Source organism: Caenibius tardaugens NBRC 16725 (assembly GCF_003860345.1).
GTDB lineage: Bacteria > Pseudomonadota > Alphaproteobacteria > Sphingomonadales > Sphingomonadaceae > Caenibius > Caenibius tardaugens.
Genome location: NZ_CP034179.1, coordinates 963,992 through 978,027 on the forward strand (window position 1 = coordinate 963,992; position 14,036 = coordinate 978,027).

Here is a 14,036-nt window from a genome sequence, read left to right on the forward strand (position 1 = left end):
CAGTATCCCCCGATTATCCGTTGATGAAACCGAAAGCGCGCATCAGTCCGACCGTGGCGAAGCCACTCGTCATGAAGGTCAAGGTGGCAACCATGGATCGGCGCGAGAGTCGGGAGAGACCGCAGACCCCGTGGCCGCTCGTGCAACCTGAACCGAGCCGCGTCCCGAAACCGACAAGCAGTCCAGCAATGACCAGTTGCGGGATTGAAGCTGTAAAGCGCGGCTCGACACCGCTGAAAGCCAGCGCGACGAGCAGCGCTCCCGAGGGCAACCCGACAACGAAGGCGAGCGCTGTCGCGCGTGGCGCACCCGTATCGGCAATTCCCAACCCACGGGCGAGCATGCCGCTGACGCCGGCAATACGACCAAGACCGAGCAGCATGATCGCGGCGGCAAGACCGATCAGCAGGCCGCCCGCCAGTCCCGCAGCGGGCATGGCGTCAGGGAAGCCGGGCAGCATCATACCGCGTTGACCGGGATCTTGAGGTAAGTAACGCCATTGTCCTCGGCCGGGGGCAGATGCCCCGCGCGCATGTTCACCTGCACCGAGGGCAGGATCAGGCGCGGCATCGCGAGCGTCTTATCCCGGGCCTCGCGCATCACGACAAATTCGTCCTCGCTTACCCCGTCATGGATATGGACGTTGGCCTCGCACTCAGCCTCTACGGTTGTTTCCCAGACATAGTCCTTGCGCCCTTCCGGCAGATAATCGTGGCACATGAATAGACGCGTTTCAGGCGGCAGCGACAGAAGCCGCATTGCAGACCGATAGAGGGTGCGGGCATCGCCACCCGGAAAATCGGCGCGCGCCGTGCCATAGTCGGGCATGAACATGGTATCGCCGACAAAGACCGCATCGCCGATCACATAGGCAATGCAGGCCGGCGTGTGACCCGGCACATGCAGCACGGTAACATCGAGATTGCCGATGCGGAAACGGTCGCCATCCTTCCATAGGTGATCGAAATCCGAGCCGTCGCGCTCGAAGTCCGTACCGGCATTGAACAGCTTGCCGAATGTCTCTTGGACGGTGACGATATGTTCGCCGATCGCGATTTTTCCGCCGAGCTTCTGTTGCAGATAGGGCGCGGCCGAGAGGTGATCGGCGTGGGCGTGGGTCTCCAGATGCCAGTCAATCGATAGCCCCTTCTCCTCAACATAGGCGAGCACCGCCTCGGCTGCGGAGAAAGAGGTGCGACCCGAAGCCGGATCATAATCCAGCACGCTATCGATGACCGCGGCGCGAAGGCTCTCTGGATCGTGGACGACGTAAGTCACCGTGAAGGTCGGCTCGTCGAAGAACGCCTTGATCTGAGGAATGCCAGCCTGAGCGGCAGAGATTTGCGAGGAGGCTGCTGCAAGCGCGGAGTCGGTCACGGAAAACCTCATAAATTCATATTTACATATATCGTGTAATATACTAATCTTCTTGCGTCAAGTCGCGAGAGCGTCGAAGGGGGCGTCATGGAAACCGCTCAAAAATCGGAAAGCCGCTCGCCGCGCATCGGAGAGATCGCGCCGGATTTCCGCGCCCGCTCAACGGCAGGCGAAATCCAGCTCTCCAAGCTACGCGGACGCTGGGTGATCTTCTTCTCCCATCCGGCAGACTTCACGCCTGTGTGCAGCACGGAATTCGCCGAACTCGCCCGGCGCCAAGCTGAATTCGATGCACTCGACACCGCGCTATTGGGCCTGTCGGTCGACAGCCTTTACTCACACATGGCGTGGGTCCGGGCGATCCGTGAGACGCTGGACGCCGATGTCCGCTTTCCCATAATTGAAGATCCGAGCATGGCGATCGGGCGTGCCTATGGCATGATCGACGAGCAATCGGCTGACAGCATGGCGATGCGCTCGACTTTCTTCATCGACCCTGAAGGCGTCATTAGAGCGATTACCTGCTATCCCCATAATGTGGGGCGTTCGGTTGATGAGATGCTGCGGATGCTTAAGGCGTTGAAGGCTGTGAGCAATGCCCAAACCCTGGCTCCTGAAGGATGGCGCGAAGGGAAACCGTTACTCAGCCCCGCATCCGACATTGATGAAGATCGCGAGGACTGGTTCTGCCGCTTCGTGGACGCGCCATGACGGCCGCATTTTACGAGGACCGTGATGCTGCGACCGTCGCATCCGACAAGCTCAAGGTCTTTGCGCAACCTCAGCGCCTCATGATCCTCTCCTGTCTGTTGCGCGGTGAGCGCAACGTGTCGGAAATTGGTGAAGCAACTGAGATCGTTCAGCCAGCACTAAGCCAGCAGCTCGGCGAATTGCGCCGCGCCAATCTCGTTCAAACGCGTAAGGAGGCCAAGCTGGTCTGGTATGCACTTGCAGACGACAGCGTCGCTATGTGTGTCCGAACCATTGAAGCGATTTTCGGGGGGCTGGGTAAAGTCGACGATCTGCGCACGCCTTCACATCCGACAAAGCGTCCGCCATCTCCGGAGGGTGTTGCCGGCTTCGCTCAAATTATCGATTGAAATTTTCTGCCGAAAACTCCCTGATTCCGAATTTGAAAGGGTCGCACCGGAATCGGTTCGGGAGTCAGATGATGATCGGCTCGCTGCGCGCCTTGCGGCGCCAAGAGAGAACGGCGCACGTCGTGCCGATTAACGCAGCGATTGCGCGGGGGTGAATTTGCGCCAGTTGGAGCGGCAGGTTTTGGTATAAACGGACATATGGGTACTGTCAGAGTAACATGGCAGCGGACGCGCGGGGATGGTAACTCCAGTGAATGCCTCGCAAATCCCGCGCTCTTCCGCCCAGCCCGTTCCGACGGTTCAATTCATCACCCGAGGTAATCCGCCTCGTGGTGATGATGTATGTGAGGTTTCCGCTATCGCTGCGGAATGTCGAAGACCTCCTGTTCGAACGCGGTATCGATCTTTGTCATGAAACCGTGCGGTTCTGGTGGAACCGGTTTGGCCCTCTGTTCGCCGCCGACATCCGCAGGAAGCGTATAAGCAGAATGCGTGGCTTCCGGCACTGGAGATGGCATCTCGACGAAATGTACGTCAAATTGAACGGTGAAATGGTCTACCTCTGGCGAGCGGTCGATCACGAAGGCGAGATCCTAGAAAGCTATGTCACCAAAACCCGGGACAAAGCCGCAGCCCTGCGATTCATAAAGAAGGCTCTGAAACACCACGGCAACGTTGCCACCATCACAACCGATGGCCTGCGGTCCTACAAGGCGGCGATGAATACGCTGGGCTGTGAGCAGAAGCAGGAAGTCGGTCGTTATGCCAACAACAGGGTGGAAAACAGCCACCTACCTTTTCGGCGACGAGAACGCGCGATGCTCCGCTTCAGACAAATGAAGGCGCTACAAAAATTCGCTTCTGTCCATGCCAACGTCCACAATCACTTCAGCCACGAACGCCATCTGATCGACAGAGAAACTTACAAAGCCCGCCGCTCAGCCGCCATGACCGAATGGCAAAACCTTGTCGCCTGAAGCAGTTCTCCAATTACCCCCAATGCGCCAAGTGGAGAGCGGTTCGCATAAGACTGATGAGGTGGATGGCCCCTGTGTCCGACCGATGTGAGTCGTATTGTGGGCTGTTGTTGAAGCACCCCATGCAAAGGACCATCCACCATGGAGATTACCACTATCGGCCTTGATCTGGCGAAGTCTGTTTTCCAACTGCATGCTGTTGATGCCAATGGCGATGTTGTCTGGCGTAAGAAGTTACGCCGGACAGCGCTTCTGGGCGCTTTGGCGAAGATCCCGCCCTGCCTTGTGGGCATCGAAGCTTGCGCCACGTCTCATTACTGGGCCCGTGAGATTTCTGCCCTGGGACATCAGGTGCGGCTTATGCCGCCTGCTTATGTGAAGGCCTATCTACGGCGCCAGAAGAATGATGCGGCAGATGCAGAGGCGATCTGTGAAGCGGTGCAGCGTCCCATGATGCGGTTCGTCCCGGTAAAAAGTGCCGAGCGTCAGGCTGTCCTCGTGCTGCATCGTTCACGCGAACTCCTGGTTCGTCAACGTACCATGCTGATCAATGCCATTCGCGGTCACTGCGCAGAGTTTGGGCTGATTGCAGCCCAAGGTGTGCGCAATGTGAGTGAGCTGATGAAACGGGTCAGGCTAGCCGATCAGGCGGTTTTACCCGAGATGGCAAAAAACGCCATGATCCTGCTGGCGGAGCAACTGGAAACTCTGGATATGCAGATACAGAGGCTCAACCGTCGTTTGCTTGTCTGGCATCGTCAGGATCAGGCCAGTCAGAGGCTGGCGACTATTCCGGGGATCGGGGTTATCAGCGCTACCGCTCTGGCTGCCTCTGTAACCGATCCTGCCCAGTTTCGGTCCGGCCGGGAGTTCTCTGCCTCACTCGGTCTGGTTCCGCGCCAGAACTCATCTGGCGGTAAAGATCGATTGGGACGGATCTCGAAGATGGGGGACCGTTATCTGCGAAAGTTGCTTGTTGTTGGTGCGACATCCGTGGTTCGCAGGGCAAGGACTGCTGATAGTGCCGCGAGCAATTGGGTTTGCGGCCTGCTCGAACGCAAGCCCACCCGGCTTGTTACCGTGGCCATGGCCAACAAGACTGCCCGAATTGTCTGGGCCGTTCTGGCGCGCGGCGAAGTCTATCAGGCAAAGGCTTTGGCCTGAGAATAATAGCGGTGCCGATTATTATGCACCGCTTTGAACTGTGAGGGTGCCAACAGGAATGATGATAACGATCTGAACGCGGCCGCAAAGGTCAGGACAACCCGAGGTGCTGTCGGAGCCACGAGCTCGTCCGACTGAATGGGACCCGACCAGCGGACAGCATCAGGGCCAGCGGTCTATACATGCCGCACCAACAGGCCGGACAGATGACCGCACCCTGTCAGATTAAATCATCAAACCTATTTTACCCCTTGCAGCACAGGGGCCATCCACAGATGACAGCACCATTGCGGGCGTTCGGCCATTTTCTCCGCGATAGACAATCGTCTGCCGTTCCATCACGCAATCCACACCCGCTTGCGTGATAACATATTCCACATCGATCAGAAGCAATGCCCCGCTTTCACCCATGCGATGGCGGATATCGCGGATCATCGCGCGGCGCGTGGCCGGTTCGCCGACACGCAGCGGCGCGGCAAAGTGCATTTCAGCGGTGGCAAACATGCGTCGGGGCAACGTCACAGGCGGCAAAAACCCGCCGCGCAATGGATGTCCGTCGAAGCCCACCTCTTCAGCCCGCACAACCGGGAGGAAACAGCCCCAATGACCCAGAGATGGCCAGTGCCTTTCGACATCAGTATCTTCGCCTATAACCGCCGCAAAACGTCTCAAGGCACCCGGATCAAGCACTTCGTTCGTGCTTTCGCTGCGACCGGTCCAGCGCTGCCATTCTGCAACCACCGCAGGGTCCAGTGTCACGACGCCGGCCCCGCGACGACGCCCCGATCATGCAACGCAGCAATCGCACCATCACCAAGGCCGAGCACCTTCGTCAGCACCTCATCACTGTCTGCGCCAAGCCGGGGCGAAGGCGCCACAGCGGCGCGTGGCCGCCCGGCCAGATGCGCTGCGGGGCCTGCCGCCGGATAGCTAAGCCCGCTTGGATGGGAGATCGTCTCGAAAACCGGGTTACCCGCAAAGAGGCGCTGATCGAACGCAGCTTCAGCAAGGCTCCGATATTCCGACCAGGTAACGCCCGCTTCATCGAATGCCGGACCGAGATCGGCACAGGTCCGCGCCACAATCGCCGCTTCAAACACCGGAAACAAACGCGCGCGGTGCATAAATCGCGCACCCTCGTCAGATGCGAAGCACACCCCCGCCTCCTGCTCGATCTTGGAAACCGGCCTCGCGATATCGAGCACCTTGATCAACCCCGACCATTGTTTCGGTGTGATCGCCACCACCATTAGCCGCCGCCCATCCGCTGTGCCGAAGTCGCGACCGAAGGCGCCAAATAGATCGTTTCCCATGCGCTGGCGATCCCCGCCCATCAGCGTCTCTGCCAGTTGCCCCGTCTGCGACAGGCAGGTCGCTGCCACATCGGACAATGGCAGTTGAACATTCGCCCCCAACCCTGTGCACCGCCGCGCGCGTTCGGCTGCGACCATGGCGAAGGCCGCCTGGCTGCCAGCGATGAAATCCCATGCGGGAAACACATGGTTCACCGGATTGAGCGAATCCACAGGGCCGGTCATCAGCGGAACGCCGACCGCCGCATTTATCGTGTAATCCACAGCGGGCGCGCCATCGGCCCAGCCCATCACCCGCACGCATATTACATCCTCACGCCGCGCAGCCAACGCCTGGTAGGAGAGAAAGCCGTGCACCGGGAAGTTGGTGAGAAACAATCCGCAACTATCACCCGGAGCCGTGGCAAGAGCTAGCGCCAGTTCACGCCCTTCGCCTGACGAAAGATCGATCGCGATCGATTTCTTGCCCTTGTTCAGCCCTTCCCAATACAGACTGGCGCCGTTCGGTGCGAGCGGCCAGCGACGATAATCGGGCCCGCCGCCGATCGCATCAATGCGGATCACTTCCGCACCCATCTGCGCCAGATGCATGCCCGCCGACGGCCCGGCGACAAACGCCGCCGCCTCGATCACCCGTAGCCCATCAAGCAGATCATAGGTCATGCGCTAATCCTGCCACCACCGATCCTCAATACCCCGCCAGATGGCCGTAGCGTTCACGATGAAATGCGCTGTTGCCCCAAGTGGTATCCGCAACGGCCGCCCGTTTCAGGTAAAGACCAGCGTCGTGTTCTTCCGTCATGCCGATGCCGCCATGAAGTTGCACCATTTCGCGCGCGACGGACAATGCGGCCTCTCCAGCGAGCGCCTTCGCAAGCGAGACGAGCATCGGTGCATCAGCATAGTCGGCATCCAGCGCGGTCAGTGCTGCTTCCACAGCCGACCGCGTCAGCGTCAGTTCGGCGAACATCGCGACCGCGCGATGTTGCAGCGCCTGAAACGATCCGATCAACTGGCCAAATTGCACACGTGTCTTGAGATAATCTATCGTTGTCTCAAATGCCTGCGTCGCACTACCGAGCATTTCGGCCGCAAGCCCGGCCCGACCGCGATCAAGAATCCGGTCAAGCAATGCGGCGCCGGCATTCGCTTCGCCAAGCACCGCGCGCTCTTCCAGCATCACACTCTCGAGGCGCAGGCGCGCCGCACCCCGTCCGTCGATCCGATCCAATCTTTCGCGCGATAGGCCCGCGGCATCCGCCGGGATCAGGAACAGAGTTAGATCATCAGCGCCCGTGCCGGTTCGCGCAACGGTCACAAAGGCCGCAGCCGCCATACCATCTGGCACAGGCGCTTTGATGCCATCCAGTCGCCAGCGATTGCCGTCGCGAACCGCGCCAAGCGCAGTACGTGCCGGATTATGCCGGCCCTCCTCCTCCAGAGCAAGCACCACCACCGCCGAACCGGTGGCGATCTGAGGCAACCACTCGGCCTGCTGCGCGGTGTTTCCGCCAAGCCGTAACGCGCTTGCTCCGACTAGTCCGCTCGACAGAAGAGGCGAGGCGACCAGTGTACGGCCAAGCTCTTCCAGCACCAGCCCGAGGCCCATCAGGCCGAAATCAGATCCTCCATGTTCCTCGGGTACGATAATCCCTGCCCAGCCCAGCCCGGCCATTTCGACAAACAAGTCCGCGTCATAACCGATCGGAGGCCGCTCTTGGAGCACGTGTCGAAGCGCCGTCACCGGTGCGCGATCACGCACCCAGTCTGATGCCATATTGCGCAGCAGCAGCTGTTCCTCGTTCAGCAAAGCCATACAGGTTCTCTCATCGGGGCTGCTGCGGTTCGGGCAATGCGAGCGTGCGCTTCGCCGCGATATTGTTTTGGATTTCGTAGCTGCCACCATAGATCGAGAAGGCGCGGCTATGCAGCCAATGACGCGTCGCTGCGATCTCCTCCTCCGAATATCCGGGCGAAGACCAGCCGACACCCTGCTCGCCCAACAGCTCACGCATCAGATCAGCGCGTTCCTGAGCAATGTCGGAACCGAGATTTTTGAGCACCGGGATCATCGAATCCGTCGATATCCCGCTCTTTGCCTCCATACCGATCCGCGCTATTGTCAGGTTATAGGCTTGCGCGCGCATGTTGTGCCGGATCAGTCGGGCACGCACGTCAGGCTCCGCTATACGCCCGGCTTCATCCACCCCAATCCTGGCCTGCGCCAAGGGCAAGAGGCTGGCCCCTTCGCCGCGCCCCTGTGAAAGACTGTCACGCTCAAACTGGAGCAGCCGCTTCGCTATTCCCCAGCCTTCGTTTACCCTCCCAACGATGTTATCCTTGGGGACCTTCACGGCGTTGAGGAACATCTCGCAAAAATGGGTCGATCCGCTGATCAACGTAATCGGTCGCGTCTCCACGCCGGGCGATCGCATATCGAACAGCAGAAAGCTGATGCCCCTCTGCTTTGCCGCGGCATCGGTACGGACCAGCGCAAAACACCAGTCCGCATGGTTCGCACCCGATGTCCAAACCTTCTGGCCATCGACAACCCAGTGATCACCCGCATCTCTGCAACGGGTCTGCAATGAAGCGAGATCTGATCCGGCGCCCGGCTCGGAAAATCCCTGACACCAGCGCACCTGCCCTGTCGCAATGCCTGGCAAATGCCGGGCTTTCTGCGCGTCTGTACCATATTCCATCAAGGTCGGGCCCAGCATTGTATAGCCAGTCATCTTCATCGGATTGAACGCGCCGATCCGGGCCATCTCCTCGTCCAGAATGCGAACATCGCCCCCTTCGAGCGCGGCGCCCCCGTAAATGGCAGGCCAGCCCGGTGCACCCCACCGCTGCTTAGCCATCCGATCACGCCAGAGCCGCCAGTCTGCATCGGCTTCCGCGAAAGCGGCGTCATTCTGGTAGGGGACAGGATTCTTGAACGCCAGCGAGGGCGTAAAATTGGCCTCCAGCCAAGTACGCGCCTCAGAACGGAAGGTAGAGAGAGCGTTCGACTGCATCGTATTTTGCCCCTCCACACTCACCAAAGCATCAGCCCCTCTCTAAAAACTGCACCATAGGATATAATTTAAGCGACCAGCGGTGGATGTCAACCGTCAAACAGCGCAAACATGCTTTTCCACCGCTTTCGATGGCCCAAAGCCCCCGATCATCTATATTATTTTTGTATTTCAACGTGATATTATGAAAATATGCCAGGACATGACGGATCACAGGCTTGCGAAGTCCTTGCCCTGAGCCACCAGCCTCTCGATCAGTGGTGAGAGGCGGAATACCTCTCCATGTGTCGCATGAAGCGCCTTGAGCTTGTCGCGGATCACCGGCAGACCAACCGTGTCGGCCCAATACATAGGCCCGCCGCGATATGCTGGCCAACCGTAGCCATTGATCCAGACCAGATCGATATCGGAGGATCGTTGCGCTATCCCCTCATCGAGAATCTTCGCGCCCTCATTGACCATGGCCAGCAGGACACGATCACGGATCTCCTCATCGGAGACGATGCGCCGCTGGCCCCCGTGCCGCTCCGAAAAATCGAGCACCGCCTGTTCAGCGATCGGCGACGGCGTTGGCTGCCGCTTCTCGTCATAGTCATAATAGCCACCACCGGTCTTCTGCCCGTGGCGTCCCATCTCATTAAGCATTTCACGTACGGTCGCGCCGCTTGATGTCGCCCGGTTCCATCCGACATCAAGCCCTACCAGATCACGCATCTCGAACGGCCCCATTGCGAAGCCGAAATCGCGGATCACGCGATCGACATCCCATGGCAGCGCCCCCTCGGTCACCACCGCCTCAGCCTGCGCATGCCGTGCCGCCAACATCCGGTTGCCGACAAAGCCGTAACAATTGCCGACAACGACACCGATCTTTCCGATCTTTTTTGCCAACGCCACTGCCGTCGCCAACACGGAAAGGTCGGTCTTCGCGGCCTTCACAATCTCGAGCAGGCGCATCACGTTGGCTGGCGAGAAAAAGTGCAGGCCGAGCACATTTTCCGGCCGCCCGGTCACTTCAGCGATGCGATCGATGTCGAGGTAGGACGTATTGGTAGCGACGATAGCTGAAGGTTTGGCAATAAGGTCGAGACGTCGGAACAGTTCCTGCTTTACATCCAACTGCTCGAACACCGCCTCAATCACTAGATCGCAATCGGCCAGGTCCTCAAGCGCCAGCGATCCGGTCAGACAAGCCATACGTTGCGCAACCTGTTCGGCGGTAAGCTTGCCCTTCTTCGCACTGTTTTCATAATTGCGACGAATTATACGCAGCCCACGATCGAGCGCCTCCTGCCGAGTCTCAACAATCGTCACCGGCAGGCCCACATTGGCGAAGTTCATTGCGATACCGCCACCCATCGTCCCGGCGCCAACGACGCCGACCCTGATAATCGGTCGTATTGGCGTATCGGCGGATATCGCATCGACTTTGGCCGCCTGCCGTTGCGCAAAGAACACGTGACGCAGCGCGGCCGACTGTGCCCCCTCGAGCAACGCACAGAACAGTGCCCGCTCATTCTCCAATGCCTGTGGGAAAGGTAGCGCGATGCCCTGTTCCACCGAGCGAATGATACTTTCCGGTGCCATCAACCCACGAAACTTGCGCCCATTCGCCTCGCGGAACGCATCGAACAGGCCCTGTTCAACGACAAGCGGACGATCGCGAATCCTAGCGAGCGGGGCACCATCGGCAGCCACCGCGCGGGCGAAAGCAACTGCCTCGTCGCGTAACGCGCCTTCGTCCGCAATCCGATCCAACAGACCTAACCGAGCCGCTTCGGCCGCAGAAATCGGATCGCCGCTTGTCATCATTTCCAACGCGCGCGCGGCCCCCACAACACGCGGCAGCCGTTGGGTGCCGCCGGCACCGGGCATTAGCCCAAGCCTTACTTCGGGCAGACCACACTGAGCCGAAGGCACAGCGATACGACCGTGAGCGACCAGCGCCAATTCCAGCCCGCCCCCCAGCGCAGCGCCGTGGATCGCCGCGATCACAGGCTTGGGCATATCTTCGACGATCTGCTGCAATGCGCGAAGGTCTGGTTCGATCACCGGCTTGCCGAATTCCGTTATATCGGCGCCAGCAAAGAAAGTGCGACCGCCGCATATCAACACGACGGCTGCCACAGCCGAATCCCCCGCGGCCTGCATCATCGCCTCGGCAACGCCTTTGCGCACCGCTACGGAAAGCGAATTCACCGGCGGAGAGTCAACGGTAATAATGGCAATCCCACCATCCCGCTCAAGCGTGGTACAGTCATTGATCCGCATTTATACTCCTCAATCCCTGTACAATTTGCATCACCGAATGGTGACGCGGCGCCGAGAAATCATGAAACCATCCGCAATATACGCTCGGCCTGCTGGCGGTGCGGTGCATCGATCATTTCACCCTCAATCTGCAGGGCACCGGCCCCGGGGTTGGCTGCGAAGGCTGCCACCACCCGCCGAGCCCAATCGATCCGTTCGTCTGAAGGCGTAAATGCGCGATTGATCGCTGCGATTTGTCGTGGATGGATCGCCATCATACCGGTGAACCCGTCCCGCGCCGCCAACGCCGCAAAGCGGTTCAACCCGGCATCGTCATGGAAGGCCGGGAACACCGTTTCGATCGCCGGGCAATCAGCCGTATGCGCGCCAAACAACGTGAGAGCCCGGGCCACCTGATAGGGTGCGGTAAACAGCCCGTCATCGCCTCTGGAATGGATCGTACCAATCTCCGCCCGCAAATCTTCCGCGCCCCAAGTCAGGCCCACGAGATGTTCCGCCACTTCGCGATAGCTTCCCAAAGAGAAGATTGCGGCAGGAGTTTCTGCCGCAATCGGCAGAATTGGAACACCGGCAAGACCATGGGAGGCAAGCGATGACACGAGCACCTTCACGCTCGCGGCGCCTTCCGCTTTGGGCAGCATCAACCCGGCAGGGCGCAGACCGACAAGTGCCTTCAAATCGTCAGCCAGACAGGGCCCACCAAGGGGGTTAACCCGCACGAAAGTTACCGCATCCCAAGTCGGGTTCGACAAATGCTCTGCGATGGCTTTTCGCGCAACCGGTTTGCGCGCTGCCCGAACTGAATCTTCCAGATCCAAAATCAGCGCATCAGCACCTGAAGCCGCCGCCTTGGCGAACCGCTCGGGTTGATCTCCAGGAACAAATAACAACGATCGCATGCATCACCTCGGGCGCTCACATCTAGCGATACAGTGATAACCCCGAAACAAATATAACCTATAGTGCATATTTATGCGCTTATTGGGATTTGTCAACATGGAACTTTTCTGCAAAAAGGTTATTTATTTTAATATATTAGTTTAATTTCATGCCATGTCATATTGACCTATTGCACAAAAAGATTCTAATGCTCGGTGGCAAAGCCCTGTGGGCTGAAAGTTAAGGGCGCGCCCGTTATTGCAGGGATGCACCGCACCTTTTGCCACGATCCGCTCGAAACAATTGCTGGCCACTTATGCTATCGCTTCCGGCCATCCCAACTCCGATCGTGGCTTGACCACGCATCAGTTGACGCCACACCCTGCTTGAGATGATAACGCTGGGAATGAGCAGTTCATCAACCAGCTTCAACGGCCTGATCGGCGCGCCACTGACCTATGCCAGCCCCGCAATTCTGGAACGCCGTCGACGCATTCTCGAAGAGACGCGCAAGCTGATCGAAGAAGGTGGCATTACCAACTTCAGCATGAACATCCTGTGCAAGCGGGCAGGTGTAGCCAAGCGCACGTTGTATAATGCCTTTCAAACACGCGAGCATGTGATCGCAGCAGCAATTCAGGAGTATTTCCTCGAATATCTGGGGCGCGTAACCTATTCCGCGCCGCGCGGCACGCTCCAACGCAGCGTGGAACGCATCATCACGGTCGGTCGCCGCAATCGCAAAATCCCGCGGTATATTCATGCAATCATGGAAATCTACTTCAGCGCGGAGGTAATTCCCGATGTCTGGACCGCCATGAATTCCGTCGCTGTCGATGCCAATCTGGAATATATCAATGCGCTGCGACAACGTCGCCAGTTACAACTTTGGATCAACCCCGAGACGCTCGCCTATGACGTGGTGCGATACGAATATACGACAATCTACGACTGGTCACGCGGACTGATTGCGGACGATCTGTTCGTTCCGCAGCTGGTACAGGGATACCTAACCTTACTTCTGGGCGCCACACGCGGCGGCGCACGAGACGAGATCGAAGCCTTGCTTCGCAAGCAGCACAAAAATGGGGGATCTATGGACGACTTTCTGCCCGGTCTCGCAAAGGCAGTCGATTAGATTGCCCCCCGAGAGGTGGTGTCAAAAGGATGGCCCCACCCCGCGCCGTTAACCTGAGCGGATGAGCAAGACGCCAAATCCGTTCAAATATTTTCACTCATCGCCTGAGGTGATCCGCCTTGTGGTGATGATGTACGTCAGGTTTCCCCTGTCGCTGCGGAATGTCGAAGACCGGCTGTTCGAGAGAGGGATCGATCTTTGCCATGAGACCGTGCGACTGTGGTGGAATCGTTTCGAGCCGTTGTTCGCTGCCGACATTCGCCGCCAGCGTGTGCAACGAATGCGTGGTTTTCGGCGCTGGCGCTGGCACCTTGACGAGATGTACGTCCGATTGAGCGGCGAGATGGGTTATTTGTGGCGCGCCGTTGATCACGAGGGCGCAGTGCTCGAAAGCGACGTGACCAGGAAACGCGATAAATCTGCGGTTTTGTGCTTTATGAAGAAAACACTGAAGCGCCACGGTCAAGCTGACAAGATCGTCACTGATGGGCTGCGTTCTTATCCCGCTGCGATGAAAGGACTGGGCAATCTCGAGCGGCGCGAGATGGGCCACTATCTCAACAATCGGGCAGAAAATTCACATCTACCCTTCCGCCGACGAGAGCGCGCCATGCAACGATTTCGGAAGATGAAATCGCTACAAGAATTCACCGCGGTTCACGCTTTCCTGCACAACCACTTCAACGCGGAACACCACCTTGCCGACAGACATTCCAACTTCGCCGTTCCGCCGCCATGGCACAGTGGCAAAATCTCATGGGATGATCCTTACCTCGACTTTGGGCCCACTTTGCGAAACG

Annotated in this window: 13 protein-coding genes and 1 pseudogene; 6 read left to right on the plus strand and 8 right to left on the minus strand. The window is 58.7% G+C overall.

Annotated elements, in window-relative coordinates:
* Positions 1-13: 13 nt before the first annotated feature.
* Positions 14-463 (minus strand): YeeE/YedE family protein, encoded by a 450-nt coding sequence (locus EGO55_RS04485; RefSeq protein ID WP_021691997.1) that lies wholly within the window; start codon positions 461-463, stop codon positions 14-16.
* Positions 460-1,377 carry an MBL fold metallo-hydrolase gene (locus EGO55_RS04490; protein WP_021691996.1) on the minus strand — a complete coding sequence of 306 codons (918 nt, stop codon included), beginning with the start codon at positions 1,375-1,377 and terminating at the stop codon, positions 460-462. The genes EGO55_RS04485 and EGO55_RS04490 overlap by 4 nt, the downstream gene beginning before the upstream one ends.
* Before the next feature lie 87 nt (positions 1,378-1,464).
* On the opposite strand from EGO55_RS04490, the gene EGO55_RS04495 reads away from it, so the two are divergent.
* The 4 genes from EGO55_RS04495 (at position 1,465) to EGO55_RS04510 (ending at position 4,618) form a co-directional block, all read left to right on the plus strand.
* A complete protein-coding gene (locus EGO55_RS04495) occupies positions 1,465-2,088 on the plus strand; it encodes a peroxiredoxin (RefSeq protein ID WP_021691995.1) in 624 nt (207 codons plus the stop codon).
* The gene (locus EGO55_RS04500; protein WP_021691994.1) at positions 2,085-2,477 is read left to right on the plus strand and encodes an ArsR/SmtB family transcription factor; all 393 of its coding nucleotides are present in this window, start codon (positions 2,085-2,087) and stop codon (positions 2,475-2,477) included. Before EGO55_RS04495 ends, EGO55_RS04500 begins: the two co-directional genes overlap by 4 nt.
* Positions 2,478-2,731: 254 nt before the next feature.
* Positions 2,732-3,454 carry an IS6 family transposase gene (locus EGO55_RS04505; protein WP_124916711.1) on the plus strand — a complete coding sequence of 241 codons (723 nt, stop codon included), beginning with the start codon at positions 2,732-2,734 and terminating at the stop codon, positions 3,452-3,454.
* A 141-nt stretch (positions 3,455-3,595) separates the two neighbouring features.
* Positions 3,596-4,618: an IS110 family RNA-guided transposase gene (locus tag EGO55_RS04510; RefSeq protein ID WP_021692042.1), complete on the plus strand. Its 1,023-nt coding sequence runs from the start codon at positions 3,596-3,598 to the stop codon at positions 4,616-4,618.
* A gap of 225 nt (positions 4,619-4,843) precedes the next feature.
* Here EGO55_RS04510 and EGO55_RS04515 read toward each other — a convergent pair whose 3' ends face one another.
* From EGO55_RS04515 to EGO55_RS04540, 6 genes are all read right to left on the minus strand, one after another.
* Positions 4,844-5,377, minus strand: a complete 534-nt coding sequence (locus tag EGO55_RS04515) for an FAS1-like dehydratase domain-containing protein (RefSeq protein WP_124916712.1) — start codon at positions 5,375-5,377, stop codon at positions 4,844-4,846.
* Complete coding sequence (locus EGO55_RS04520; protein ID WP_021691981.1) at positions 5,374-6,594, minus strand: CoA transferase; 1,221 nt, start codon at positions 6,592-6,594, stop codon at positions 5,374-5,376. The genes EGO55_RS04515 and EGO55_RS04520 overlap by 4 nt, the downstream gene beginning before the upstream one ends.
* Positions 6,595-6,619: 25 nt before the next feature.
* On the minus strand, positions 6,620-7,747 hold the full coding sequence (locus EGO55_RS04525; RefSeq protein WP_021691980.1) for an acyl-CoA dehydrogenase family protein: 1,128 nt from the start codon (positions 7,745-7,747) through the stop codon (positions 6,620-6,622).
* A 10-nt stretch (positions 7,748-7,757) separates the two neighbouring features.
* Positions 7,758-8,948: an acyl-CoA dehydrogenase family protein gene (locus EGO55_RS04530; protein ID WP_021691979.1), complete on the minus strand. Its 1,191-nt coding sequence runs from the start codon at positions 8,946-8,948 to the stop codon at positions 7,758-7,760.
* A gap of 210 nt (positions 8,949-9,158) precedes the next feature.
* Positions 9,159-11,219 (minus strand): 3-hydroxyacyl-CoA dehydrogenase NAD-binding domain-containing protein, encoded by a 2,061-nt coding sequence (locus EGO55_RS04535; RefSeq protein ID WP_021691978.1) that lies wholly within the window; start codon positions 11,217-11,219, stop codon positions 9,159-9,161.
* 59 nt (positions 11,220-11,278) lie between these two features.
* Positions 11,279-12,118, minus strand: a complete 840-nt coding sequence (locus tag EGO55_RS04540; protein WP_040717739.1) for an HpcH/HpaI aldolase/citrate lyase family protein — start codon at positions 12,116-12,118, stop codon at positions 11,279-11,281.
* Between the two features lie 386 nt (positions 12,119-12,504).
* Between EGO55_RS04540 and EGO55_RS04545 the strand changes: the two genes are divergently transcribed.
* Complete coding sequence (locus EGO55_RS04545) at positions 12,505-13,236, plus strand: TetR/AcrR family transcriptional regulator (protein ID WP_021691976.1); 732 nt, start codon at positions 12,505-12,507, stop codon at positions 13,234-13,236.
* A gap of 61 nt (positions 13,237-13,297) precedes the next feature.
* Positions 13,298-14,001, plus strand: a pseudogene (locus EGO55_RS04550) (IS6 family transposase).
* The last annotated feature ends 35 nt before the right edge of the window (positions 14,002-14,036 follow it).